Annotated in this window: 25 protein-coding genes and 1 riboswitch; of the genes, 11 read left to right on the forward strand and 14 right to left on the reverse strand. The window is 41.1% G+C overall.

Annotated elements, in window-relative coordinates:
- Positions 1–5 precede the first annotated feature (5 nt).
- The 5 genes from BLU33_RS12030 to BLU33_RS12050 form a co-directional block, all read right to left on the reverse strand.
- Positions 6–1,181, reverse strand: a complete 1,176-nt coding sequence (locus BLU33_RS12030; protein ID WP_091372904.1) for a DUF5009 domain-containing protein — start codon at positions 1,179–1,181, stop codon at positions 6–8.
- Between the two features lie 151 nt (positions 1,182–1,332).
- Positions 1,333–2,403, reverse strand: a complete 1,071-nt coding sequence (locus BLU33_RS12035; protein WP_091372907.1) for a dipeptidase — start codon at positions 2,401–2,403, stop codon at positions 1,333–1,335.
- 6 nt (positions 2,404–2,409) lie between these two features.
- On the reverse strand, positions 2,410–3,513 hold the full coding sequence (locus BLU33_RS12040; RefSeq protein WP_091372909.1) for a D-TA family PLP-dependent enzyme: 1,104 nt from the start codon (positions 3,511–3,513) through the stop codon (positions 2,410–2,412).
- A gap of 9 nt (positions 3,514–3,522) precedes the next feature.
- Positions 3,523–3,990 (reverse strand): RidA family protein, encoded by a 468-nt coding sequence (locus BLU33_RS12045; RefSeq protein ID WP_091372912.1) that lies wholly within the window; start codon positions 3,988–3,990, stop codon positions 3,523–3,525.
- A 14-nt stretch (positions 3,991–4,004) separates the two neighbouring features.
- Positions 4,005–5,321: a gluconate:H+ symporter gene (locus BLU33_RS12050; protein ID WP_091372916.1), complete on the reverse strand. Its 1,317-nt coding sequence runs from the start codon at positions 5,319–5,321 to the stop codon at positions 4,005–4,007.
- Between the two features lie 530 nt (positions 5,322–5,851).
- Between BLU33_RS12050 and BLU33_RS12055 the strand changes: the two genes are divergently transcribed.
- The 3 genes from BLU33_RS12055 (at position 5,852) to BLU33_RS12065 (ending at position 10,010) form a co-directional block, all read left to right on the forward strand.
- Entirely contained in the window at positions 5,852–7,753 is a 1,902-nt protein-coding gene (locus BLU33_RS12055) for a glycoside hydrolase family 30 beta sandwich domain-containing protein (RefSeq protein WP_232009444.1), read from the forward strand.
- A gap of 81 nt (positions 7,754–7,834) precedes the next feature.
- The gene (locus BLU33_RS12060; protein WP_091372921.1) at positions 7,835–9,073 is read left to right on the forward strand and encodes a family 16 glycosylhydrolase; all 1,239 of its coding nucleotides are present in this window, start codon (positions 7,835–7,837) and stop codon (positions 9,071–9,073) included.
- Positions 9,074–9,191: 118 nt separating this feature from the next.
- Positions 9,192–10,010 carry a glycoside hydrolase family 16 protein gene (locus BLU33_RS12065; protein WP_091372923.1) on the forward strand — a complete coding sequence of 273 codons (819 nt, stop codon included), beginning with the start codon at positions 9,192–9,194 and terminating at the stop codon, positions 10,008–10,010.
- Between the two features lie 210 nt (positions 10,011–10,220).
- On the opposite strand, the gene treF is transcribed toward BLU33_RS12065, so the two are convergent.
- Complete coding sequence (treF, locus tag BLU33_RS12070) at positions 10,221–11,780, reverse strand: alpha,alpha-trehalase TreF (RefSeq protein ID WP_091372925.1); 1,560 nt, start codon at positions 11,778–11,780, stop codon at positions 10,221–10,223.
- Positions 11,781–11,852: 72 nt separating this feature from the next.
- A complete protein-coding gene (locus BLU33_RS12075; RefSeq protein WP_091372927.1) occupies positions 11,853–12,749 on the reverse strand; it encodes a cation diffusion facilitator family transporter in 897 nt (298 codons plus the stop codon).
- An 85-nt stretch (positions 12,750–12,834) separates the two neighbouring features.
- On the opposite strand from BLU33_RS12075, the gene BLU33_RS12080 reads away from it, so the two are divergent.
- From BLU33_RS12080 to BLU33_RS12115, 8 genes are all read left to right on the forward strand, one after another.
- Entirely contained in the window at positions 12,835–13,407 is a 573-nt protein-coding gene (locus BLU33_RS12080) for a Crp/Fnr family transcriptional regulator (RefSeq protein ID WP_091372930.1), read from the forward strand.
- 74 nt (positions 13,408–13,481) lie between these two features.
- Entirely contained in the window at positions 13,482–14,222 is a 741-nt protein-coding gene (locus BLU33_RS12085) for an SDR family oxidoreductase (RefSeq protein WP_091372932.1), read from the forward strand.
- A gap of 147 nt (positions 14,223–14,369) precedes the next feature.
- Entirely contained in the window at positions 14,370–14,897 is a 528-nt protein-coding gene (locus tag BLU33_RS12090; RefSeq protein WP_091372935.1) for an HdeD family acid-resistance protein, read from the forward strand.
- 155 nt (positions 14,898–15,052) lie between these two features.
- Positions 15,053–15,364: a hypothetical protein gene (locus tag BLU33_RS12095; RefSeq protein ID WP_091372937.1), complete on the forward strand. Its 312-nt coding sequence runs from the start codon at positions 15,053–15,055 to the stop codon at positions 15,362–15,364.
- Positions 15,365–15,400: 36 nt separating this feature from the next.
- Positions 15,401–15,673 (forward strand): UBP-type zinc finger domain-containing protein, encoded by a 273-nt coding sequence (locus BLU33_RS12100; RefSeq protein WP_091372940.1) that lies wholly within the window; start codon positions 15,401–15,403, stop codon positions 15,671–15,673.
- Between the two features lie 88 nt (positions 15,674–15,761).
- Positions 15,762–16,166: an Rrf2 family transcriptional regulator gene (locus BLU33_RS12105; protein ID WP_091372942.1), complete on the forward strand. Its 405-nt coding sequence runs from the start codon at positions 15,762–15,764 to the stop codon at positions 16,164–16,166.
- Between the two features lie 74 nt (positions 16,167–16,240).
- Positions 16,241–16,888, forward strand: coding sequence for an NAD(P)-dependent oxidoreductase (locus BLU33_RS12110; RefSeq protein WP_091372945.1), 648 nt, complete (start codon positions 16,241–16,243; stop codon positions 16,886–16,888).
- Positions 16,889–17,044: 156 nt separating this feature from the next.
- Entirely contained in the window at positions 17,045–17,266 is a 222-nt protein-coding gene (locus BLU33_RS12115; RefSeq protein ID WP_091372948.1) for a YdeI/OmpD-associated family protein, read from the forward strand.
- Positions 17,267–17,269: 3 nt separating this feature from the next.
- On the opposite strand, the gene BLU33_RS12120 is transcribed toward BLU33_RS12115, so the two are convergent.
- The 7 genes from BLU33_RS12120 to fdhD all read right to left on the reverse strand — a co-directional run bounded on the left by BLU33_RS12120 (position 17,270) and on the right by fdhD (position 24,870).
- Complete coding sequence (locus tag BLU33_RS12120) at positions 17,270–18,727, reverse strand: voltage-gated chloride channel family protein (RefSeq protein WP_091372951.1); 1,458 nt, start codon at positions 18,725–18,727, stop codon at positions 17,270–17,272.
- A 33-nt stretch (positions 18,728–18,760) separates the two neighbouring features.
- A riboswitch (Fluoride riboswitch) is annotated at positions 18,761–18,823 on the reverse strand.
- A 75-nt stretch (positions 18,824–18,898) separates the two neighbouring features.
- Positions 18,899–19,540 carry a redoxin domain-containing protein gene (locus BLU33_RS12125; protein ID WP_091372954.1) on the reverse strand — a complete coding sequence of 214 codons (642 nt, stop codon included), beginning with the start codon at positions 19,538–19,540 and terminating at the stop codon, positions 18,899–18,901.
- A 396-nt stretch (positions 19,541–19,936) separates the two neighbouring features.
- Positions 19,937–20,368, reverse strand: coding sequence for a DUF4395 domain-containing protein (locus BLU33_RS12130; protein ID WP_091372957.1), 432 nt, complete (start codon positions 20,366–20,368; stop codon positions 19,937–19,939).
- Positions 20,369–20,469: 101 nt separating this feature from the next.
- Entirely contained in the window at positions 20,470–21,105 is a 636-nt protein-coding gene (locus BLU33_RS12135; protein WP_091372960.1) for a peroxiredoxin, read from the reverse strand.
- 235 nt (positions 21,106–21,340) lie between these two features.
- Entirely contained in the window at positions 21,341–23,653 is a 2,313-nt protein-coding gene (locus BLU33_RS12140; protein WP_091380459.1) for an FdhF/YdeP family oxidoreductase, read from the reverse strand.
- Positions 23,654–23,657: 4 nt separating this feature from the next.
- A complete protein-coding gene (locus BLU33_RS12145; RefSeq protein ID WP_091372962.1) occupies positions 23,658–24,017 on the reverse strand; it encodes a DUF7009 family protein in 360 nt (119 codons plus the stop codon).
- Positions 24,001–24,870 carry a formate dehydrogenase accessory sulfurtransferase FdhD gene (gene fdhD, locus BLU33_RS12150; protein WP_091372965.1) on the reverse strand — a complete coding sequence of 290 codons (870 nt, stop codon included), beginning with the start codon at positions 24,868–24,870 and terminating at the stop codon, positions 24,001–24,003. Before fdhD ends, BLU33_RS12145 begins: the two co-directional genes overlap by 17 nt.
- Positions 24,871–24,966: the final 96 nt, after the last annotated feature.

Consider the following 24,966-nt stretch of genomic DNA (forward strand, 5'->3'; position numbering starts at 1 on the left):
GTTTGTTAGATCTTTAGTCTTAGTCGTTTCTTTTCGAGCAGGCCGCCTATCCAGATGATTATAAATGCAGTTGCCATAGAGCGCAGCAAACCTGTAAAGCCATAATTAAATATATGTGGGTATTCAATACCAAATAATTCAATTAAACTTACCTGTATATAGGGCAATAAGTAGCAGGTTAAAGTGCTGGTACCGGCCGGACTTATGATCCTGAAGAAGTTCTTTTTACCCTTCATATCAACCACATAGATCAACAGCTCAAACATCAATATGGTAATGCCGCTGCAAATAAATACCCAGCCCGGTGTTGAACGTATTTTTGAGATCCCCTCGGTATAAGGACGAAGCACTAAGCCTAGTATAATTAACCCGGTGCCAGCAATTGTAAAAATAGTCCACAAGCGATGTGTACGATTCTTTTCAACCAGGTAGGCGTAAACCCCGGAGATAACCACACCGCCCATAGTTAAGGTTACGGATGCAGCATCACCAATCACCCACAAACTATCATGCTTAAAAACTGAATGCAACGCTATATTTAAGCCTGCAAATATTACGTAAACTATCAGCATAGCATTTAACCTGCCTTTAAATATAAAAAAGGCAAGCGCGCAAACCAGGTACGACCAACCAATAATGCCCAATATACCCCACCATGAAGTGTGCATCCATGTTGGATGATCGGGAGTGCCTCCTTTGTATAGTATGGCCATCACAATAAGCGCGGCAATACCTATACCCACCAATATGTTTTTTTTCGCCTTTTGCATGGTTTCCGGGTAATCCAGCCAGATGAGGAAGAAACTGAATGTGATGATAAGTTCCCAAACAGCATGAGGTAATGGTGCCGATACACTGTTATATTCCTCCAGGTTTACATGATAAAAGCCTATTATAAGTAGCGCCGCGCTACGGGTAAGTATATAGAATAGTATAGAAATTTGTGAATCGCCCTTCTTCATCCGGTTTTTTATGGCGAATGGCAGCGATAGACCTACTATAAAAAGAAAGGCCGGAAATATGGTATCGGCAAAGCCCAATGCATCCTCATATTCCTTGGCGTGATCTATCCATACGGGCACTAATTTTAAACCACTTGAGTCATTAACAAATATCATTAATAACATGGTAATAGCCCTGAGAACATCAATAGATGAAAGGCGACTGGGAAGTTGTTGCATGAAATAATATTGAAATCCTAAAATACAGATAAAAATATTAAATCGCTTATTTTTAACGCAAAACAAGGCCTTGCAGGGCTTATGTAGTGGTAAATTTACATAAGCGGAATTATAATTTTAGTAATAGATAAACCAATTTCAGCCCGGTTAACTATTTCCAGGCTTTTCTTAAAAACCGGAGCCAGTTGCCGTGCATCATGTTTTCAATGTCGGTTAGGTTGTAGCCCCGTTTTGTAAACAACTCGGTTAGTTTTTGCAGGTCAGCAATTGTCTCCAGATCATACGGGCATTGCTCGCGGCCAAATGCACCATCCAGGTCTGACCCGATACCTACATGCAAAGTATTTCCGGCTATCTGGCAAATATGATCTATATGATCTATCATCACCTCCAAATTACAGCCCATGCCTGTTGGTGTTGATACACCTCTCACCCATCCAGGCACCATCATCCAGGCATCTAAAGCAGCACCGATAACCGCACTTCTTTCTATCAATATTTTGATCTGCTCATCGCTGTATTGGCGGTTATGATTTACTAAAGCCCGGCAATTGTTATGGCTGGCCCAAACATGCCCGTTAAAATGATCAAGCGCTTCCCAAAAGCTATCATCGCATAAATGGGTAGCATCTAAAATCACGTTCAGGCGCTCCATTTCTTTTAACAGTTCATGGCCTTTAGGCCCCATATATCCCGTTGCGTCAGTTCCTTGTGCGTACCGACCGGGACCGTAGTGTGCAGGGCCAACGGCTCTTAGTCCGTTATTATAGGCGCGTTCCAAATGCCCAACAGTAACCAATGAATCTGCCCCTTCTAAGCTTAAAATATAGCCTACGGGCTTATGCTCATTACCCGTACCATCGTTCCAAAGCTGTAAATGGCGCTCCAAAGTTTCAAGATTATTGATCTGCACCATTTCGCCGATGTCTTCCATGGCCTTATACCATGCCAGCTGCCCTTGTGTTTGCGCCCAGGCCTGTTCCGGTGAATGCCAGCCGGGCAAATGATTATCAGGTGCTACAAAACGCGCAATCTGCGTTGCTACCACCAAACCAATGTTTCCTTTGCGAAGTGTTGGTAACGATACAACGCCCTTACCACGATCAGGTTTATCTGTAAGCCCTACCTCCCGCTCATTAATTGCTGCGATGGGTTGCGTTAGGTCGCGGTTCCATTCCAGCGCGTTCATACTTAGGTCGAGGTGGGCATCTACAATAAACATAGTTCTTTAAATATTAATTTTACGGTCGCGGGCTATGGTTTTCCATTCGCCAATCACCTTTTTATCTTCAATTATTATAGCCCGTTCGTATAGCGCTATGGTTGGGCAAATATGATAAGGCAATCCATAAAGCAGGTCGCCAATTTTATAATTATGACCTGCGCCGGCTTCCAAAACCAGATGCTCTTCGCTATGGCCAACCGGTTTTAGTTCAGGTGCATTTAAAAATACAACCCGTTTATCCAATGTATTTTCAGATGCGATGGATTTATGTCCCAAATCGACACAGATCCTTGTTTCATCGGGCATAGACACTAGCCTGCTTATTACCAAAGCTGCCGGTAAAAACTCTTGTTCTTTGCATGATTTTCCATACCCCTCATCCCAATAAATAAATGTACCGGGGCTGCATTCCACATCTTTCCTTTTGGCATGGATTGGAAAGGTTGGTGTACCACCGGCGATAGTTATGGGATTAAACCCGGCATCATTTAATTGAGCTATTAATTCCTCAACCGGGGCAAAAGAATCATTACAACGCTGGATACGAATCTCAAAATCTGCATCATGAATATGTCCATCATATGCATGCAAGCCCTTAACTTTAAGGTTTGATAATTTAGAGCTCTGTTCATATAATTCAAACGCCTCATGCGGATGAATGCCAGACCTATTCATACCAACATTAATATCGATATAAACATCAATAGAAAGTGCATTTGTAACGGCTACCGTATTGATATTTTGTGCCGATACAAGGCTATCAATCAAACAGGAATATTTTGTATCCGGGTACTGTTTTATTAGACTAATCAGCCGGTTTATTTTGGGCCCAATTGGCTGATAAGCTAATAAAACATCCATTGCCTTGCACATGCCTAGCATTTCGGCTTCGGCAATAGTGGCGCATTTAAATTTATTTATCCCTGCTTCGATGTTTAAAAGAGCAGCCTCTATACACTTATGCGTTTTCACATGCGGTCTTAACCGATCAACCTTATCTATATGTGTTTTAAGCAGATCGAGGTTGTATTTTACCCTTTGGGGATAAACTACCAGTGAAGGGGTATCTACCTGATCTACATCCGAAATACTGAACCAGTCTTCCATTAGCCTATTTTATTGCTCTAATTCAAAAAGAGCTTCAATTTCAACAGGAATATTATCAGGCAGCGATCCAAAACCAACCGCACTCCTCACGCCGATACCATTTTCAGGTCCCCACACTTCGGCAAAAAGCTCACTACAGCCATTAATAATATAAGGGTGCTTTTCAAACTCAGGTACACAATTAACCATGCCTAATACCTTTATTACCCTTTTTACTTTATTTAAACTACCGAGATTAGCTTTTATTGTTGATAAAATGGCAAGGCCAACCTGCCTGGCAGCCAATTTCCCATCGTGCATATCAATGTCTATTCCAATACGGCCGATGATAAGGCTTTTATCATTTTGAACCGTACCATGGCCTGATACATAAAGGTATTTACCATCAACCAAACATGGTTTATAAACACCAAGTGGTGTGGGCGCAGGCGGAAGTGTAAGGCCTGTTTTTGCAAAGTTTTCTTCAGGTGTGTTCATTGGACTAATATATATTATTTTACAAACTGATTTAAGATCAAAACTCCTACAATGCCTACAGTCCCCACCAATGTTTCCATTACCGACCATGACCGCAAAGTATCCTTAACGCTGATGTTAAAATACTCTTTAAACATCCAAAAACCGGAGTCGTTAACATGCGAAAACATTAAACTTCCTGCTCCAACTGCCAACACCATCAGGTTGGGATCGGTATGGGTTTGCAGCATTAAAGGGGCAATTAGGCCTGCTGTGGTAAGGCCCGCTACTGTTGCAGAGCCTATGCATACCCTTATAATGGTAGCCATTAGCCACCCAAGTACAAGCGGTGGCAGATCAACATGTTGCAGCATTCCCGCTATTTGCGCGCTTGCACCGCTATCAGTTAAAATTTGCTTTAACGCGCCCGATGCACCGATGATCAAAACGATCATTGCAATATCCTTTACAGCATCTTCATAAATAGTCATGATCTCTGCCATACCCCTGCCTGTTTTAAGGCCTAATGAATAGGTGGCATAAATTATAGAAATGATCATTACTACTGATGGCTGGCCTATTAACGCCACCGTGCTTTGAAAAGGCAAATGATGGTTATCAATATAAGGATAAAGTGTAGTAAGCATTAACAGTAGCACAGGCAATAAAGCGGTAAAAAAGCTGGTTGCCGTACCGGGAGTTTTTTCAACAGCGGCCTTTGTTGGTTCAAAAATTTGAAGGGGGTGTACTTCCAGATTTTTTAAGGTTCTGGTAAAAAGTGGCCCTGCAATAATTATAGCTGGTATAGCTACGGCCATACCATATAACAGCGTAAGCCCCATACTGGCTTTAAATTGCATAACTAAAGCCGATGGTGACGGGTGCGGGGGCAAAAAACCATGTGTAACCGATAAAGCTGCCAGCATAGGCAGGCCAATGTATATCACCGGCATTTTGTATTGGTAAGCGATGGAAAATATAAGCGGTATAACCAATACAAAACCCACCCCATAAAACAATGGGATACCAATTACAAACCCCGTTACTACCATAGCCCATTGAATATATTTGGGCCCAAAGGCATGCATTAATGCGTCTGCCAGTTTATGGGCAGCACCGCTTTCGGCCAATAGTTTACCCAGCATAGCGCCAAGGCACAGGATAATAACCAACCCACCTAAAGTATCACCAATACCTTTTTCAATTGATTTTGGAATTTGTGCTGCCGGTACACCTAAGGCTATACCTGCTATTACGGAGATGATTAAAAAGGATAAAAATGCGTTGATCTTACAGGCGGATATCAGGATAACAAGGCCTGCAATACATAACAACACTATAACTAATGTCATAGGATATAATTTATTGGGGTAAAGTTATATTAATTATCCAAAGGTTTTGAGACAGGTAACAGGTAAAATACATTATTATACAGCATTTATTACTTCACACACTATCATTTCATATTGATTAATGCAATATTTTCATAATAAATCATATGTGAAGCAAGCGTATCATTCAATATTTTATAAGCACACTCAAAAACGGTGTTTCAATATAATAAAACGTTTTTTTACTAAAAATCCAACCTGCGTTTAAAGCGTATTGAAATTTATATAATTATCTATAAATCAATTATTTATGAATTTTTTATTTGTTTTTACCATTTTAAATAACCTAGATTTGTGTCACCAACTATAGAATCATTACCACTACCTTGATTACAGACTTACTTATTAAAAAATTGCTTTAGTGTTATAATATCTTGCATTATATATTTAAGTGCAGGTTAATAAGGTTATAGCAAAATTTGTTTTTAAGGATAGTTACGTGCTTTTATTTGGTCAAAAAAATCTAAACCAACAAAACCAAATAAACAATTATGAACACAAGTACCTATTTTAAATTCATGGCGATATGGATAATATTGCCTGCATTGTTGTATTCGTCCTGTAAAAAGGATCTCTCAAACTCTTCATCTAATGCAGCTTATGCCAAATCAACTATCAAAGCTGGTAAAACCAGCCTTGCAGCAAACGAAGGGGTAAGTGTATGGGAAACTACTGCGGATCAATCCCAACTGCTGGCACAGCAAACCGGCATAAACTTCGCGGCTGATGCGGGCACAAACGCCACAACTATCACCGTTGATGAAACTACTACCTACCAAACTATTGATGGCTTTGGCTATTGCCTTACCGGTGGCAGTGCCTCTTTGATTAATGGACTGGGTGCAAATCAAAGCACTTTTCTGAATGAGATCTTTTCTACAGCAGCGGGCCATATGGGTTCCAGCTTTTTGCGTATTACCATAGGTGCATCTGACCTCAGCGCATCTGATTTTACTTATGACGATATGCCATCAGGACAAACAGATGTTAATCTAACCAACTTCAGCATCAGTCAGGAAATGACCGACCTGATACCGGTTTTAAAGAAGATCATCGCCATAAATCCATCTGTAAAAATACTGGCCACACCGTGGACCGCCCCTATTTGGATGAAAAGCAATACTACAGGTAACGGCGGCTTTACCGGAGGTAGCTTAAATACAGCTTACTATGATGCTTATGCCCGTTATTTTGTAAAATACATACAGGCAATGGCGGCACAAGGAATCACCATTTATGCGGTAACGCCTCAAAACGAACCCTTAAATGCCAATAATAACCCCGCCATGACCATGCAATCAAACGAGGAGGCCAACTTCATTAAAAACAATTTGGGTCCGCAGTTCGCTTCTAATGGCATCACTACCAAAATTATATGCTATGACCATAATTGCGATCAGCCAGGCTATCCTGAAGCTGTTTTGGGGGATGCAAGCGCAAACCCATATGTTGATGGTTCTGCGTTTCACTTATACGCCGGTGATATCAGCGCTTTAACAACGGTGCATAATGCTTACCCTGCCAAAAACGTTTATTTCACAGAGCAGTTCATCGGCGGTCCGAGTAATTTTGGTGGCGACCTGTCATGGCATGTAAACAACCTCATCATTGGTGCCCCGCGTAACTGGAGTCGCGTGGTACTTGAATGGAACCTTGCCGCTGATCCGAATTATAACCCGCATACCGCAGGAGGATGCTCTAATTGTTTGGGTGCGGTAACCATATCAGGTAATCGCTATACACGAAACACGGCTTACTATATTATAGCTCATGCATCTGAATTTGTAAATGCAGGTGCAGTGCGCATTTCATCAAACACATTCTCAAGCAGTATCCAGAACGTTGCCTTTAAAAACCCTGACGGTACTAAAGTGGTAATAGCGCTTAATACCGCATCATCAAGCCAAACATTTAAAATAAAATGGGGCACCGAATCCTTCACTTATACACTGCCTGCCGGAGCTGTTGCTACCTTTAAATGGGCTGGCACGCAATCAAGCGCTACCTCAGGCCCTCCTATCGGTCAAACAATCACTCTTAAAGGTTTTAATGGCGATTATGTAAGTGGCGAAGATGGTACTACCGCCATGACCTGTACCCGCACAACCGCAAGTACATGGGAGCAGTTTTTAGTGGTTGACGCCGGTAATGGTAAAATAGCACTGCAAAGTATGGGCAAATATGTAAGCAGCGAAAATGGCACACAGGCAATTACCTGTAACCGTACCAGTTATAGCGCCTGGGAAGAGTTTACCTGGGGCGTAAATGCTGACGGCACCATAACACTGCAAGGCAATAACGGAGATTATATTTCAAGTGAAGATGGTACACAGGCCATGACCTGTACACGCACTTCAGCTTCAGGATGGGAATCATTCGGTGTAAACAAATAGAAAAATAAACTTATATCACAATAATCACTAACCATAAAGCTATCGTCCTTAAGGATGATAGCTTTAGTAAACCTCCAAATTATGAAAAAACAATTCCCTGGTTTTTTAACCGTCGCCGGCGTAGTACTGGCGTTGGGCTTAATGGTTACATCCTGCAAAAAGGATATCAGCAGCACTAACACGTCAAAAACACCTGAAGCCGTTAACATGGTAAAGCCTATGGCAAATCACAAAGCCGTAACTTACCAATTAGTATGGTCGGATGAGTTTAACGGCACCAGTGTTGATCAAACTAAATGGAATATTGACAATGGCAACCCCGGCGTAAATAATGAGCAGGAATATTACCAGGCAGCCAATGTTACCGAAACAGGTGGTAACCTTGTAATAACCGCGAAACAGCAAAGCGTAGGCGGCCAACCTTATACATCGGCTAAACTGGAAACTTCGGGTAAGTTCTCAACCCAGTATGGACGTATCGAGGCGCGTATTCAACTGCCTATGGTAAATGGCACCTGGCCCGCTTTCTGGATGCTTGGCAACAACATTAGCACAGTTGGCTGGCCAAATTGCGGCGAAATTGATATTATGGAACACGTAAACACTACAAATACCATTTTAGGCACCATGCATTGGAATGGCGGTAACGGTCATGTTCAATATGGCAGCAGTACAACTACAACCCCTGGCAGCTTTCATGTTTATGCTGTTGAGTGGGATAATAACAGCATTAACTGGTATGTTGATAATACTTTGTACGTAACAGGCAATATTGCCAATAACATTAACAATACGGGCGCGTTCCAATTACCTTTTTACCTGATATTGAACCTGGCCATAGGTGGCGATCTGCCCGGCAATAACATTGATAATGGCTCATTGCCAACCAGTATGCTGGTTGATTATGTACGTGTGTACAAAGGCGTAACTACAGGTGGCCCTCCTATTGGCCAAACCATTACTTTAAAAGGCTTTAACGGCGACTATGTGAGCAGCGAGGATGGAACACAAGCCATGACCTGCACCCGAACCGTTGCGCAAGGCTGGGAACAATTTTTAGTAGTTGATGCAGGTAATGGAAAGATCGCATTGGAAAGCCAGGGTAAATATGTGAGCAGCGAGAATGGCACTATGCCTATTACCTGTAACCGCACAACTTATGGTGCATGGGAAGAATTTACCTGGGGCGTAAATGCCGACGGTACAATAACACTGCAGGGCAATAATGGCGATTACATATCCAGTGAGGATGGCACACAAGCCATGACCTGTAATCGCACAACTGCGTCAGGATGGGAATCTTTCGGGGTTAATCAATAATAGTTGGCTGCTTAAACAGGTACCTGCGCGATGTGGGTACCTGTAAATTTTTGTCTCCACAATTTTCAAAATCATTAATTAAGTTTAACTTAACTTCGTACTACTCTTTAACTATTTTATGAAATTTCTATCATTATTTGCTATCGTAATTTCCATTTCATCTGTTGCAACCGCTCAGCATAAACCCGATACTGTATTTTTTGAAAACTTTAACGGCAAAACACTTAACCGTACTGTGTGGAATGTGGAGGTTACCGGTCATACAGTGAATAATGAGCAGCAAGCATATGTTGATTCAGCCAGCGTACTTTCACAGGCGAATGGACTTTTATCTATAAAACCAGTCTACCATCCCGGATATGTGAGTGACATGAAAAAACAGTATGATTTTCTATCAGGAAGAATAAATACACGTGGTAAATTTGAGTTTACCTATGGCACAGTATCAGCCCGGATAAAAATGACCGGTGGTGCTGGATTATGGCCTGCCTTTTGGGCCTTAGGTGAGGGTAAATGGCCGGATTGTGGCGAAATAGACATGATGGAAACCGTAGGCGATTCATCATGGGTTAGCCATGCGCTGCATGGGCCAGGCTATTTTGGTAATACGCCATTAGCCCATCGCTCCTTTTTTCCGAAAGGAATCACTGTAGACCAATGGCATATATATAAGGTTGAATGGAGTGCCGACAGCCTTATTTTTAGTGTGGATGATAAAGTAACCTATACCGTAACCCGTGCAATGGTTGAGCATTACGGTCGCTGGGCCTATGATAATCCCAAATACATTATCCTGAATTTTGCCCTAGGCGGTGGCTACCCCGCCGGCGTAAACAAAGTTACTACACCATATTACGGCATGCCGCAAAGCACCGTAAACAAAATAAAACAAGGCCAGGCCCAAATGTTGGTTGATTGGGTGTTGGTGACAAAATAGGTTAAACACAATTCACCATCACCGCGCATTATTAATAATTACATGATGGCGAGGATGTCATACTGAGCGATAGTCGAAGTATGAGCGTAGAGGCCTTTGCCCACATGCTTCGACTATCGCTCAGCATGACGGCTTACGCACTTTAACTTGCAAAGTCGGGGATTGCTTCGTTCCTCGCAATGACGCTTGGTTTAGAATACTCTTATCCAACTACCGTTTCACCTGATAATAATCCATCAAATTCAACAGCACCCCATTCGTCCACCCAAAGCCATCCTGTAAATTATATTCGCCGCCGCCTGCTTGTGCATGCGTATCTACTACGTTATATTTTTCCAATAGCTTTCCTGTTTTTTTGAATGTGCGGATATTGGTTTTAATCCATGCCATAGCTATATCCCTGGCTAACCTGGATTGATGATAATTGATCAACCCGTAAATGGCTATATATTGTAGTGGTGCCCATGCATTAGGGCTATCCCATTGCTGCCCGTTTGTATTTAAGGTTGTTACCAATCCACCCGACTGTAAAAACTCGGTCTGCAGATGCACAGCTACGCTTACCGCCTGTACAGTGTCAGCTATATGAAATTCAAGCGGAAAAACACCAGCTAAGGTTTTAGCAGCGCTTACCTGTTTTTTGTGCCAGTTATAATCCACAAACCAACCGCGGTTATTATCCCAGCAATATTTTAGTATGGCAGCTTTACGGTGTAAAGCTTTAGTTTGATATAAATTATAGTTGGCCTTATCCCCCTTCAACTTATAACTTTGGGCGATGGTCTGCTCCAAATGATATAGTAAACAGTTCAAGTCGACAGGGATCAGATCAGTAGTTTGGATAGTGGCCAGCTTAGCCGGATCACTAAACCAGCGCGAACTAAAATCCCATCCTGATTCAGCGGCCGCCCTGATGTTTCGATAGAAAACAGGAGCCGCTTCTTTGGTTTGCTTTGCTGATAACACATCCTCTTTATAAGACTCTTCCCTCGGCTGATCGGATGCATCCCAATACCTGTTCAGTACTTCACCGCCCGTTAGCTTTACAACATGTTTGCTGGCATTACCCTTTTTTAAACCCGCTGCGCCTTTCATCCAGTAAGCATATTCCTTTAACATTTCAGGCTGATACTTTATGAGGATTTTAGCGCCATCATCACGCGAAAGCAGCTCAACCATCAGCGAGAAAAATGGCGGTTGTGAGCGTGTTAAGTAATAAGTACGGTTTCCATTAGGGATAAAGCCATATTTATCAATCAGGTAAGCAAAGTTGCTTACCATGTTCTCAATCATCCTGGTTTTATGGCTCTCCTGCAAGCCAAGCATGGTGAAATACGAATCCCAGTAATAGATCTCACGGAAACGCCCACCTGGTACGATATAACTATGCGGCAGATCCAGCAATGACGATCCCTTAGCGGTATCCGGTTGGCGGGATAATACCTGCCACAGCGTATCAATATGCTTCCTGACACCTGCTGATACATCGCTTTTAAAGTTACTATTTGCAACCTGTGGTTCTGTAAAATAGGTATTAACAAACCTGCTCAAGTCAAATCCCGGTTTATTCTTCTCAGCCTGGTAATGGGACATAATAACTTTGACCGGCTGCCTTGGTATCGCGTCGACAAAAGTTTTATTATCAGCATAAACAGATGAAAGCTGTACCGCCTCAAAAAGCCCCGGATACAATTGCCGCGGCGAAAGCTGCTGAGAATAAGCAACCCAATACGTAAGTACTATAGATAATGTTAAAAATAAACGCTTCATAATTTAGTATGATTCTGTTTAGAACCCGTTTTACCAACCTTATGTTTTGATAAAAATTCTTCTAACTAAAAATCACTTCGCCACCGGCTCAATAAATATCTGCTTCATCCGTGGAAACTCCTTTTGTATAGCCTTAGTTATCCGTTCAATAGCATCGGTTATCTGCCTGGTGGTTAAATCATCTTTAAAAACAGCATCCATCTGTAATAAAATCTCTTCGGGAGCCATATACATGGATGAACGCTTTTTTACTTTTATAATCGCCGCATCCTCTTCTGTAAGTTTCACAACCCTGCGTAATGATTTGGTGCTGATAGTTTCACCCATCAGCAAACTTTTACTTTCGCGGGCCAGGAAGCCGGATATAATGATAAGCATTACCCCAATGATCATTGACGCAACGCCGTCGTAATAAGGATTATGAAACAACCTGCCTAAATAAACACCCAGAAAAGCTATAACAAGCCCAAACAGATCACCAAAATCGCCAAGCAATACAATTATAGTTGATGGATCTTTAGTGCCGATAACAGCTTTCCAAAATGAAGTTTTACCCCGCTGCAGGTTAAATGCTTTTAAAGCCGAAAACATAGAAACCAAATTAAAAACAAATGCAATAGCTAATATCAGGTAGTTCAAGCCGGGGTGGCCTTCAAATCCGGGCCGTTGCAGGCGCATGTAGCCCTCGTAAACCGAAATGCAACCACCTACAATAAAAATAACCAGCGATACTATGAACGACCAGAAATACAGCTCCTTACCATAACCAAATGGGCGATCAGCATCAGGTAATCGTTTGCTTGTTTTTATTCCCCATATCAACAAAAGCTGACTGATCGCATCAATAACCGAGTGAATCCCTTCAGCCAGCATTGATGAACTGCCTGTTACCGCAGCCGCGACAAATTTTGATATGGCGATCAGTAGATCAACCGCCAGCGAAATAAAAATGAATGACCTCGATTTCATCTACTTAGTTAATATTTATGTGGCAAGATTGTTTTAGGTATATATCATTTATTAGTCTGTTATTAGCAAACCTTATATTTGTTTAATGTATATGCAACTCATCTCCTACTTACAGCTGTTAAGAAACATCCCCAAAGAAGATGAAAATATCATCGCTAGTTACTTTGCACATAAAACTTTCAAAGAAGGTGATATACTTTTTAAGGAAGGGAAAATTTGCCGGGAATTGTTTTTTGTTTATGAGGGAGTAATACGCATTGTATCAATAAATGATAAAGGGATTGAACTAACGCATTTCTTTTGTAAAGAGAACCAGTTTTGTACCATACTGCAAAGCTTTACCGATGAAACACCAGCTACAGCAGGCATACACGCGGCTTGCGATGCTGAAGTATTGGTGATTACTAAAAGCAAACTGCTCGACCTGTACAAGCAATTACCCTACATGAAAGAAATAATTGATGAGCTTAATCAACTGCGATTAATTGAGAAAGTAAACATCCGCAATACTTTTTTGGGCGAAGATGCCGAAGGCAAGTATAGGCTATTCGTGGTGCAAAACCCGGATATAGCCTTGCGCGTGCCTTTAAAGGATATTGCCTCCTATCTCGGCATCACCCCTCAGTCGCTCAGCCGTATCCGCAAAAATATTCGCTAAACTTTTCGTTTTTACCATTTGTTAAGTGTGTTAGCTTATGATTCATGCAATTTTGCATAAGAATTAATAATCTCATGGAAACACATAAAAACAATTCATCCTTAACAAGAAAAAGAGTGATCATTTTAGGCGGAAGTTCGGGACTGGGTCTGGCAACTGCAATGGCAGCCGCTAATGAAGGTGCAAATGTTGTCATCGTATCGAGTAACCAGCAGCGTATCGATAACGCGCTGAAAGGTCTGCCATCAGGTACAGAGGGCTATGCCGTAAATCTTAGCAGCGAACAAAACATCAAAGCATTTTTTGATAAAATTGGCAATTTCGACCACCTGGTTTATTCGGCTGGGGAAAATTTAAATCTCAATACTATCGATCAAACTGATATTGAGCAGGCTCGTACTTTTTTTAATATACGTTACTGGGGAGCTTTTGCGGCAGTGAAATATGGTTCACCCAATGTTAATAAAGGCGGATCAATCTCTTTAACCAGCGGTACTGCCAGTGCAAGGCCGGGCAAAGGCTGGTCGGTAGCCAGCAGTATTTGCGGTGCAATGGAAGGTTTTGTACGGGCGATGGCTGTTGAGCTTGCCCCAATACGGGTAAATAGTGTGGTACCGGGCGTGGTAGATACCAATCTTTGGGACAGCATGCCTGCCGCCGACCGGGAAAACCTATACCAGACGATGGCTGATGCGCAACTCATAAAACGTGTAGGCGAAGCTGACGACATTGCCCTTGCTTTTATCTACCTCATGAAACAACAATACGGTACAGGCCAAAACATTATTGTTGACGGTGGAGCTGTGTTAGTGTAGATAAATTCTATCGTTGACCACCTGTATAATTTTTACTAACCGCTATTGCATCATTCATAGCAATGGTGGTTAGTTAACTAGCTAATAATTAAATAGGTAATCAAAACATTTTCATACCTCCGTAAGTTCCTGTTAAAAAGAAAAAACATGGAATTATCAGTCGATGGTGGCTTCCGCCAGTGGTGGTTGCTTTTAATAAGAGGGATATTGTTTATCCTGGTAGGTATTTACATGATTGCCTCTCCTGCTACAAGCGTTGTAGCCCTAGGTTTTTTATTTGGGCTGATGATATTGCTGGCAGGTATCTCTGAGCTATTGCACGTATCAAACAGTCGCAGTTCCGGCAATCGCAACTGGCATTTGGGCCTGGGGATATTAGAAGTGATATTAGGCATTGTATTTATGAGCCATATAGCTACCAGCGTGGCAATATTGCGTATACTGGTAGGCCTGTGGTTCATTTTCAGGGGGATCGCCTTATTTAATCTCTCCCGTATTCTTGGCGCATCATGGGTAAACAAATTAGGTGGCATTGTAACCGTCATTTTTGGCCTGCTGATATTGTTTGATGTAGTTTTCGGCTCCATGACCATTATCCTGTTTGTTGCCATAGGCTTTATTATTACAGGTTTTTTTAATGTTTGGCTCGGCTATAGTCTTAAACCGCGTACCTGATAATTATATATAATCAGCTGCACGAAAGCGAACAGTTGATTGTATCAATATTGTACTGTAGCTTTGTTTAATAATTTAAAGTTCAATGATAATCAGCACATTATCACCGTGGCATTCTATTTGAGCATGCAATAACAATATATAAGGATGTCAGCATGAAACATCGTAAAGGACTAAGGCGCGTTACCTTTTCACAGGAACGTTTTGAGATATTAATTAAGAAACAAAAGAATGGCGAGGCATCTTTTTCTGATCTTGTTGAACTTGACGAGATCGTAAACCGCGTACCAGATATCCGGCATATTATCCTGGAGGAGATAGAAGGAACTGATACACCTCCTGATGAATCGGGACAGCAAGATACTATCATTGCAAAAGAAAACAAGCCACAGGGCTTACTGGAAAAGATAAAATCGTTTTTTAATCAATTGTTCTTTTTGGCTGATAGTCCCGTCATTTCTGTTTGATATAAATCTTCAGTATAATTTTATTATTTTTACTACATGGCAGATCAGGAACTTTGCGCGCACCTTCTTGCAATAAAAACTGTAAAACTCAGCGACGATCATGTTTGCGAGGAATGTATTAAACATAACCAGGACTGGGTACACCTGCGTACCTGTCAAACCTGCGGCATAACACTTTGCTGCGATGATTCCCCACATAAACATATGACCCAGCATTATCATGCCACTCACCACCCTGTTATAGCCTCGGCCGAAGAAGGCGAACGTTGGCTATGGTGCTACCCGGATGAAGCATTTGCTGAATATTGATTGGTCATTTCAATCTCTTATTTTCTATTATCTATTGCTGAAAGTAAATTAAGCCGTACATTTGTACTGTAATAAAAATAATTACAGAATGGATAATGTTCAATTTGCTACTGCTACACATATACTCACGTTACTAACCGTAACCGAGGGTGTTGTCCCATCTGCCTATCTGGCGGGGAGCATTAACATTAATCCGGCTATGGTACGCAAAGCATTAATCACCTTACGTACACACGGCTTAGTTGAAACTAAGGAAGGAAAAGGCGGCGGAGCAATATTAGCCAAACCAGCTGATAAGATCCTGCTTTCGGATGTTTACCACGCAGTAAACTCTACTCCCCTGCTTGGTAAGGCCAATAGACCGAATCCTGATTGCCTGGTTGGCAAACAAATTAACGATCATTTGATCGAGCTATACACGCAGGCGGATAATGCACTCATCAATAAATTAAGCACCATAACACTGGCTGATTTTGTAAAGAAATTCAAATAAAAAAATTTAACTAATACTGTAATAAATAACATTACAGTATTTCAATTCTATCATATCTAAATAAATTAAAAAAAATGAAAGTAGCATTAATTGGAGCATCAGGCTTCGTAGGAAAAGCGGTATTAAATGAATTACTGCAAAAAGGTCATGACGTTATAGCCATAGTTCGTAACCCTGAAAAACTGGAAGCACAAGCGGGTTTGACCATTGTTAAGGCAGACGCAACCAATGTTGATGAACTTGCCGAAGCTGTTAAAGGAGCGGATATAGCTATAAACACATTCAATGCCGGCTGGGCAAACCCAAATCTTTACGATGATTTTCTTAAAGGATCAAAAGCTATTCAGGAAGGCGTTAAAAAATCGGGCGTAAAGCGCTTGCTGGTTGTTGGTGGCGCGGGCAGCTTGTTTATTGATGGCAAACAGCTTGTTGATTCACCACAATTCCCGGCAGAATATAAGGCCGGTGCAACTGCAGCGCGTGATTACCTGAGTGAAATTAAGAAGGAAACTGAACTCGATTGGGTGTTTTTAAGTCCGGCAATTGAAATGCACCATGGCACATCGGGTGTACGCAAAGGCACTTACCGCTTAGGCAATGAGAATCCCGTATTTAATGCCGAAGGCCGGAGCATATTGTCGGTTGAAGACCTGGCTTTGGTTATTGTTGATGAAATTGAACAACACAAACACAGCCGCGAACGCTTTACTGCCGCTTATTAATAAAATATAATTGCTCTGTGCACTTTGTGCCATTTCTTTGTGATCTCTGTGGTAAAAATTAACCACAAAGGACACTGAGGCTTTTCACAAAGTTCACAGAGTTTTTTTTTGATTGCCAATATTGTTTCCATCCTTTATATTTAAATCAAAAATATCATGCTGAAAAAAGGAGAACATATTGAAGGCACACCGGCCGAATTACAGATTTTACTTGACAAAGAGCCGGAAGCCAATGAGTTTTTTGAAAGCCTGTCGAAATCATACAAACAAGGTTATTGTGATTGGGTAGGGTCTGCCAAACAGGAAGATACCCGGAAAGTGCGGGCTGATAAAGCAATGATCATGCTGCGCAACAAACAAAAAACGCTTAAAACGTAAAGGCTATTTACTTCCTGTTTCCTTGCTTTTACTATGACGACTATATTTATATAACTTGCTGTATAAGTACCCGCGCCGTTTATTAGCTTCAGATAACGACTTCTCATCCGAGAAATAACCGCCAAATATTTTGGGCACCGCAATATGCTGTGATGTATAGATGCCTGAATTACCACTGAAAAAATAAGCCGTAAAACATGCAATAGCGAATAGTAATGCATGCTCGCCGCCAAAAAGTTCAATCCCCATAAAGGTACAGGCTAAAGGCGTATTGGTCGCGCCGGCAAATACAGCTATAAATCCCAATGCCGCAAACAAGCTCACGGGCGCATTTAATAAGCCCGATAAAGTATTGCCCAATGTTGCTCCAATATAAAACAAAGGCGTTACCTCCCCTCCTTTAAACCCGGTTCCGAGTGTCAAGGTTGTATATATGGTTTTCCACAACCAGCTCCAGGTATCGGATCCACCAGCATGAAATGCCGATGGTATGGTAACCGCCCCGGGATATTGCGCATCTACACCTAAACTTAAATAATCTGGCTTACCAATAGCATAAGTAAGCGCTATGATGATCAATCCACCAAAAACTGGAATCAGCCATTTTATGCTGAAAAGCTTCGTAAACATGGCTTTTATCTCATGCACCATCAAAGCAAAAAGATAACTGGCCAAACCAAACGCTGCCGAGGCGATAATAACCTTTACAAATAACAACAAATCCACAGGCAAATAGTCCGATAGGAAATAGGGCATTTTAGCTATTATATCAATATGATAAGCCGTATGGTGAATACCCCAGGCCGCGACTGTAATATCGCCAATGATACTTGCAATAAGTGCGGGTAACAAAGCATCATATTTTAGCCGGCCAATAGTAAGCACTTCTATTGCAAACACAGCTCCGGTTAAAGGCGTACCGAACACAGCACCAAAGCCTGCCGCAACACCTGCTGTAAGCAGCATGCGCATATCGCTATTGGTTAATTTAAACCATTTGCCAAACAAAGCTGCAATACTGCCGCCTATCTGTACTGCCGTACCCTCCCGCCCCGCAGAACCACCGAATAAATGCGTAATAACCGTAGTTATAAGTATGATTGGCCCCATACGCGCAGGTACGCCTGCACCAGGTTCGTGTATCTCGTCAATGATTAGGTTATTCCCTTTTTCAGCAGATTTGCCGGCCCACTTATAAATAAAATGGATAAGAACACCCGCCACAGGCAACAGAAACAATAACCAGGTATGTGCAAAACGAAAATGAATAGCAGTAGTTAACAGCCACAAAAACAATGCGACCATACTGCCAATTGTTATAGCAACGGGAGCTATCAATATCGTCCAGCGGAGCGTATATTTTATAATGCCGAAATGTTCAGAAGTGAAGATCTTGTTTTTCAATTCACCGGTATACTGTGATAGATTTGAGAGGATAATGTTGCTTTTTTTCACCTGCATAATAATTTATATCCTAAAGCATAGCTTTAAGATGAATTTGCAGGCGCCATCAGCAATCGCGGTTTTTAAAAGGAAGACACCATTTCCTGCTGCTAATATAAAGATTTGCGGTGTATAAACAAAAAAGAGACACAAAGTATTGCGTCTCTACGGATATTGGGGGACTAATTCTTATGCAGATCTTTTGTTATTAACGATCAATGCAGATTCATATACCGCTGACAGGATCTCTTTTGACGGAAAAGGTTTAATAAAATCTTCATCAATATAATCATAAACAACCCGCTGCGATGGATCTATCACATAAGTAGCTAACAAAGGGATATTGGCATCAATGCCCGAAAACCTGTTCCAGGCAGGGTTACTTTCAGAATAGATCCTGAACTTTTTAGCGATGTGATTATTCTTGTCGAAATAAAAATTTAACGACAGACTGTTTTCCCATGCCAGTTTTTGCAGGCCGCTTTCTCTTTCATCATTGATGACCAGCAGATTACCGCCATTGGCTCTTATCTCATGCTGCAGGGCATTTAACTGCTTTAGCTGATCCAAGCCTGCTTCTTTCCAGTGATGCGAATAAAAGCTGATAACCAGCGGTTTATTCAACAACTGCCTCAACAATACCGGGCCATGTGTTTCGGCACCATTATAAAACTGCTGCCATTGCTCATGTAGGTTGTTCAAAGTAAAATCGGGAATATAGTTTCCTGATTTTACAGGTTTTAAAGGCTTGTATGATTTAAATTCAAAATTCAGTTCAGGAATAATCTCCGCCAATTCAAAAAATGGATATTTATTTGTTGTTGCTAACATGCTTATAGTATTAAAGGTTTAAAACGCGTACCGCTCAGCGGTATTAATTAATTTGGGGTTAAGCGGTTAACAACAGCGATATAAGCCATATACTACTTTGTAGTATTTTAACAGGTTGGTAAATAAATAGTACATAATTTTATAATAAGATCAGTTAAAAGTTCAGGAAGTATTAATGGAGATTCTGGAGGTATAGCTTATAAGCTATAACAGCAACAACATATAGGCATCATCATATTTTTGAAGTCGGCTGACTTTAAAAATTGGCGAGCGCTTATGATTGAATTACGTTGTTGCATTGATATTGAAGTATTAATAAGACAAATATACTATAATGCCTATATATTTAGTAGTATATAATTGAATATTTTTAATAATACATTAATTTTCAGTTAATTAAAATTTATTAGCGATTGTTTTCCCTATGGAATACACATGACACCCCGCACAAAATGCGAAGAAAGCCTCCAATAAGGCGAATAAAGATAATACTGTTGCAAGGGAAACAGCAATAATTGTTTGATCGAAAAAAATCGAAATAAGTATAGCTACAGTAAAGCCCAACCCTACCATGGCGGCAAATCTTTTAGGGGCGCGGTCAACAGGCTTGTTTTTTATTTTGAGTTGCTTGATAATGGCATCGCTCAAAAAGCCAAGCACGCTATATTTGCCCAGGTTAAAAGATCTTAAAGCAAAATCAAATAGTAAAAAAGCGATGATCAGCCAAAAGCCTGTTACCAAATAAACAACAGACAATACCAAAACAAAAAAAGCCGTTAAACGGGCCTTGTTTTCATTTATACTAACAAAATCAATCGGACAATTCATATTACAAAGCTAAACTAAAACCAAGATTTATCGGATTTAAAGATGGCCATTATAATAACATCATGTAAATCTTTAAATCCAATAAATCTTGGTTCAGATTCTTATTTATTCGGCTGTGGTGTTAACCTTAAGTAAGGTTTTACCAATTCAAACCCTTTAGGAAATTTAGCCGGGATATCTTCTGTTTTGATAGATGGCAATACTACAACACGCTCCCCGTCTTTCCAGTCGGCCGGTGTGGCAACGCTGTGGTTAGCGGTCAATTGTAATGAATCAATCACCCTTAAAATTTCCTGGAAATTTCTGCCTGTTGAAGCAGGGTAAGTAATGATCAGTTTGATCTTCTTATCCGGGCTGATAATAAATAATGACCTAACTGTAGCTGTTAATGAAGCATTCGGGTGAATCATGTCATAAGCTTCGCTTATTGCCCTGTTCTCATCAGCTATGATGGGGAAGTTAACTTCAACATTCTGTGTTTCGTTAATATCATTGATCCATAACTTGTGCGATTCAACAGAATCAACGCTCAAAGCAGCAACCTTAACATTACGTTTCTCGAACTCATATTTTAATGAAGCTGTTCTTCCTAACTCAGTGGTACACACCGGTGTATAATCCGCAGGATGCGAAAATAATACGCCCCAGCTATCGCCTAAAAATTCATAAAAATCGATTTCACCTAGTGAAGTCTGTGCTTTAAAGTTTGGTGCATCATCACCTAATCGTAAACTCATGATATGTTATATTTATGGTATTAAATTTTGTACAAGCCTATAACGCTTAAGCAAATGTAGTAATTTTTTACATTTACTATTAATCCTATGGAAATGATAGTTTATATGATATTGGACTTACAAATAAAAATAATTTATTCATAATGTCATTGCGAGTGATAGCGTGGCAACCTCGTCGCTTATATATTGAACGCGACGAGGTTGCTTCGTCGTTCCTCCTCGCAATGACACACGTTTAGGATTCATGCTTCTTAATCTTAATAATAACCATCTTAGATGTCGGTGTATTACTCGTCTTAGCCACCGTATCAATCGGCACCAGCACATTGGTTTCGGGATAATAGGTTGCAGTATTACTTTCCGGGATATTATAAGCTACGATCACAAATAGGCGTGCAGCACGCTCCTTACCACTATGATAATTGAACAGGTCAACCTTATCCCCTGCTTTAAAGCCGGCTTTATGTATATCCTTTTCATTCATGAATATTACCCGGCGCTCATTATGGATACCACGGTAGCGGTCATCTAAACCATAAATAGTGGTATTAAACTGGTCGTGACTGCGGATGGTCATCATTATAAATTCATCATCTTCCAGTTTATGCTCGGTTAATTCAGTTACGGTAAAAGGTATTTTACCCCCCATATTTTCACCAGTGAATTTCCCTTCTCGCGGAGCATTGGGTAGGTAAAAGCCTCCGGGTTCCCGTACCCGTTTATTGTAATTTTCAAGCCCGGGGATCACCTTCTCCATATCATCGCGTACAGCATCATAACTTTGGGCATATTTATCCCAATCCACAACTGTTCTATCACCCAAAGTAGCTTTCGCCAACCTGCATACTATTTGGTTTTCACTTAGTAAATCCTTTGAAACTGGTTCCAATATCCCTTTCGACATCTGTACAACACCCATTGAATTTTCACAGCTAATTAATTGCGCTTCACCATTTATCATATCTTTATCACTGCGGGCAAGTGTTGGCAGTATGATAGATTCCTCACCATGCACTAAATGATTCCTGTTAAGTTTAGTTGAAACGCTTACCGTAAGTTTCATTTTACGCAACCCGTCAGCTGTATAATTGGTATCCGGTGTAGCCGAAAGAAAATTTCCTCCCATCGAGAAAAATACTTTCAACTTGCCTTCGTGCATCGCTTTGATGGATTCCACTACATCCAGTCCGTGTTCACGAGGTGGCTCAAAGCCATAAACCTCTTTTAGTTTATCCAGTTGCTTTTCTGTTGGCTTATCAAATATCAGCATGGTGCGGTTGCCCTGTACGTTGCTATGCCCGCGCACCGGGCATAATCCTGCTCCCGGCTTACCTATACTGCCTTTGAGGATTGTTAAATTAACGATCTCCTTTATAGTATCAACCCCATTTTTATGCTGTGTAACACCCATTGCCCAGCAAATAATGATGCGGCTCTTATATTTCAGCATTTCCGCAGTCTCCTGTATTTGCGATAGCGGTACGCCACATTTTTCTGCAAGTTCGTCTACTTTATGCTGTTGTAAACTATGCAGAAATTGAGCATAGCCTAACGTATTATCCCTTATAAAATCCTGGTCGAATACCTTACCGGGTTCTTTAACTTCCGCTTCGTACAGCAATTTTTCAATAGCTTTTAACAGGGCCATATCACCGTTTATTCTTACCTGCAAAAAAAGATCGGCCAGTTGTGTTTTAATGCCCAGTATTCCCTTAACATTCTGCGGGTTTTTAAAGCCCATTAACCCAGCCTCATGCAGTGGATTTATAGCGATAATCTTTGAGCCGTTATCTTTAGCTTTTTGCAAAGCCGTAAGCATACGCGGGTGATTTGTACCCGGGTTTTGTCCAATAATGATGATCACATCTGTATCGTAAAAATCATTCAGCGTTACGGTGCCTTTGCCTATACCAATAGTTGGCGTAAGCGCTGAGCCTGATGACTCATGACACATATTCGAACAATCGGGCAGGTTATTGGTACCATATTCCCTTATGAATAACTGATAAGTAAACGAAGCTTCGTTACTGGTACGGCCAGAAGTGTAAAATGCAGCCTCATTTGGCGATGAGAGTCTATTTAAATGATATGCAATCTTTTTAAAGGCATCATCCCAGCTAATAGGTTCGTAATGCGTGCCGCCTTTTGGTAAGTATACAGGTTCTGCAATCCTGCCCTTTTTACCTATTTCATAATCATTCAATTTTGCCAATTCAGCAACTGAATTTTGGGCGAAGAACTCGCCTGTCAGCTTTTTAGTGGTCGCTTCTTCAGCCAGTGCTTTAGCGCCATTCTCACAATATTCCGCAACTGGAGAGCGGTCATCATCCGGATCAGGCCATGCACAGCTGGAGCAATCAAACCCACCTTTTTTATTCATGTGGAACAGGCCTTCCATACCACGCACCAAGCCTGCTTCCTGAAAAACATCAGTCAGTGCAGCTGTAACAGCTGGGATACCAGCCGCCCATTTTTTAGGTTCCGTTACTTTCAGATCCAGCAATTCTTCGGGATTTTCAGCATCGGGTTGTTCTACGTTCTTGTTCATGACATTATCCTTTCTTCTTTTGGGTGAGCGGGTTTGGGTAATTATCGCTTTGATCTTCATCAACCTCATCCAAACACACAAAATCTTTTTCTACAAGTAATTCCAGCGCTCCATACTTGTTTTCGAAACCAACGCGGTCGGTATTTATCAACTCGCTGATCATTTTGCGTGACATGCACATAGTGATCTTATTGTCGATATAACTGGATGTAAGCTCTTTACCTTCAGTTAATTGCAATGCATAAATGAGAGGATTCCCTGCAAAACTCACTTGTTCTTCCAGGTATCCCTCCCTAGCTAAACTATCAACATCAGTACGTGTGAGCCTGTAGCGTAACGAGTTGCTTTTAATGCGTAGTTTCATGTTCTGTGATTAAGATTCGGTGTGCGGTTGTATAAATATTAAAACGTTCGTTGCGTAAAAATCCTATTAACGTAATATTAAATTCTTCAGCTAATTGCACTGCCAGACTTGATGGAGCCCCTACTGCGGCAATGATGGTTATACCTGCCATAGCTGCTTTTTGCACTAGTTCAAAACTTGCCCTGCCACTTAACAATAAGATATGCTTATTTAAAGGCAACCAATTTTCATTTAAAGCTGCGCCAATAAGTTTGTCCAAAGCATTATGCCGGCCAACATCCTCGCGTACCAATAGCAATTCGCCTGTTGATGTGAATAGTGCCGAGGCATGCAATCCACCGGTATCTGCAAAGACCTTTTGATGCCGGCTTAATATTGCGGGCAATTGGTGTAATAGTTCAGCATTAATAAAATTATCTATTTGCGGCTGATGATCATAAGCACTTACCGTGCGTATAGCATTTATAGATCCCTTACCACAAACGCCGCAGCTTGACGTTGTATAAAAATTGCGTTCGGTATTGCGCAGGTTAGGTATAGTTTCTTCACTTAATGTTACCTGTATTACATTTTCCTTATTCTCAGCGCAGGCTATAAAGCAATGATCTATTTTGGCGATATCTTCCTGTTTTTGGATAATACCCTCTGTAAACAGAAAACCTAAAGCCAGTTCGGCATCGTGGCCGGGTGTACGCATAGTAACGGAGATATTTTGTACCTGGCGATTTTCTTTAGTACCATGTTCCAGCCTTATCTCCAAAGGTTCTTCAATGGCAAGCGCATCTAATGCTTCTGTGCTTACAACGCGACTTACCTTAGTAATCGGCAAATGTGTGATTGAACTGGCTGGCATATATCAAATATACAACTCATATAAGCTTATTGTTCTGCTTTTAACGCATAAAAAATGCGATATTTGTTTAATTTTAAACAAACGGTGCTCAAGTTT

Origin of the sequence: Mucilaginibacter mallensis (assembly GCF_900105165.1) — a bacterium.
Taxonomy (GTDB): domain Bacteria; phylum Bacteroidota; class Bacteroidia; order Sphingobacteriales; family Sphingobacteriaceae; genus Mucilaginibacter; species Mucilaginibacter mallensis.

What these genes read in the sequence shown, in the direction of transcription:
- BLU33_RS12030 (WP_091372904.1), bottom strand. Translation starts at nt 1,181, where the DNA reads ATGCAACAACTTCCCAGTCGCCTTTCATCTATTGATGTTCTCAGGGCT.
- BLU33_RS12035 (WP_091372907.1), bottom strand. Translation starts at nt 2,403, where the DNA reads ATGTTTATTGTAGATGCCCACCTCGACCTAAGTATGAACGCGCTGGAA.
- BLU33_RS12040 (WP_091372909.1), bottom strand. Translation starts at nt 3,513, where the DNA reads ATGGAAGACTGGTTCAGTATTTCGGATGTAGATCAGGTAGATACCCCT.
- BLU33_RS12045 (WP_091372912.1), bottom strand. Translation starts at nt 3,990, where the DNA reads ATGAACACACCTGAAGAAAACTTTGCAAAAACAGGCCTTACACTTCCG.
- BLU33_RS12050 (WP_091372916.1), bottom strand. Translation starts at nt 5,321, where the DNA reads ATGACATTAGTTATAGTGTTGTTATGTATTGCAGGCCTTGTTATCCTG.
- BLU33_RS12055 (WP_232009444.1), top strand. Translation starts at nt 5,852, where the DNA reads ATGAACACAAGTACCTATTTTAAATTCATGGCGATATGGATAATATTG.
- BLU33_RS12060 (WP_091372921.1), top strand. Translation starts at nt 7,835, where the DNA reads ATGAAAAAACAATTCCCTGGTTTTTTAACCGTCGCCGGCGTAGTACTG.
- BLU33_RS12065 (WP_091372923.1), top strand. Translation starts at nt 9,192, where the DNA reads ATGAAATTTCTATCATTATTTGCTATCGTAATTTCCATTTCATCTGTT.
- treF (WP_091372925.1), bottom strand. Translation starts at nt 11,780, where the DNA reads ATGAAGCGTTTATTTTTAACATTATCTATAGTACTTACGTATTGGGTT.
- BLU33_RS12075 (WP_091372927.1), bottom strand. Translation starts at nt 12,749, where the DNA reads ATGAAATCGAGGTCATTCATTTTTATTTCGCTGGCGGTTGATCTACTG.
- BLU33_RS12080 (WP_091372930.1), top strand. Translation starts at nt 12,835, where the DNA reads ATGTATATGCAACTCATCTCCTACTTACAGCTGTTAAGAAACATCCCC.
- BLU33_RS12085 (WP_091372932.1), top strand. Translation starts at nt 13,482, where the DNA reads ATGGAAACACATAAAAACAATTCATCCTTAACAAGAAAAAGAGTGATC.
- BLU33_RS12090 (WP_091372935.1), top strand. Translation starts at nt 14,370, where the DNA reads ATGGAATTATCAGTCGATGGTGGCTTCCGCCAGTGGTGGTTGCTTTTA.
- BLU33_RS12095 (WP_091372937.1), top strand. Translation starts at nt 15,053, where the DNA reads ATGAAACATCGTAAAGGACTAAGGCGCGTTACCTTTTCACAGGAACGT.
- BLU33_RS12100 (WP_091372940.1), top strand. Translation starts at nt 15,401, where the DNA reads ATGGCAGATCAGGAACTTTGCGCGCACCTTCTTGCAATAAAAACTGTA.
- BLU33_RS12105 (WP_091372942.1), top strand. Translation starts at nt 15,762, where the DNA reads ATGGATAATGTTCAATTTGCTACTGCTACACATATACTCACGTTACTA.
- BLU33_RS12110 (WP_091372945.1), top strand. Translation starts at nt 16,241, where the DNA reads ATGAAAGTAGCATTAATTGGAGCATCAGGCTTCGTAGGAAAAGCGGTA.
- BLU33_RS12115 (WP_091372948.1), top strand. Translation starts at nt 17,045, where the DNA reads ATGCTGAAAAAAGGAGAACATATTGAAGGCACACCGGCCGAATTACAG.
- BLU33_RS12120 (WP_091372951.1), bottom strand. Translation starts at nt 18,727, where the DNA reads ATGCAGGTGAAAAAAAGCAACATTATCCTCTCAAATCTATCACAGTAT.
- BLU33_RS12125 (WP_091372954.1), bottom strand. Translation starts at nt 19,540, where the DNA reads ATGTTAGCAACAACAAATAAATATCCATTTTTTGAATTGGCGGAGATT.
- BLU33_RS12130 (WP_091372957.1), bottom strand. Translation starts at nt 20,368, where the DNA reads ATGAATTGTCCGATTGATTTTGTTAGTATAAATGAAAACAAGGCCCGT.
- BLU33_RS12135 (WP_091372960.1), bottom strand. Translation starts at nt 21,105, where the DNA reads ATGAGTTTACGATTAGGTGATGATGCACCAAACTTTAAAGCACAGACT.
- BLU33_RS12140 (WP_091380459.1), bottom strand. Translation starts at nt 23,653, where the DNA reads ATGAACAAGAACGTAGAACAACCCGATGCTGAAAATCCCGAAGAATTG.
- BLU33_RS12145 (WP_091372962.1), bottom strand. Translation starts at nt 24,017, where the DNA reads ATGAAACTACGCATTAAAAGCAACTCGTTACGCTACAGGCTCACACGT.
- fdhD (WP_091372965.1), bottom strand. Translation starts at nt 24,870, where the DNA reads ATGCCAGCCAGTTCAATCACACATTTGCCGATTACTAAGGTAAGTCGC.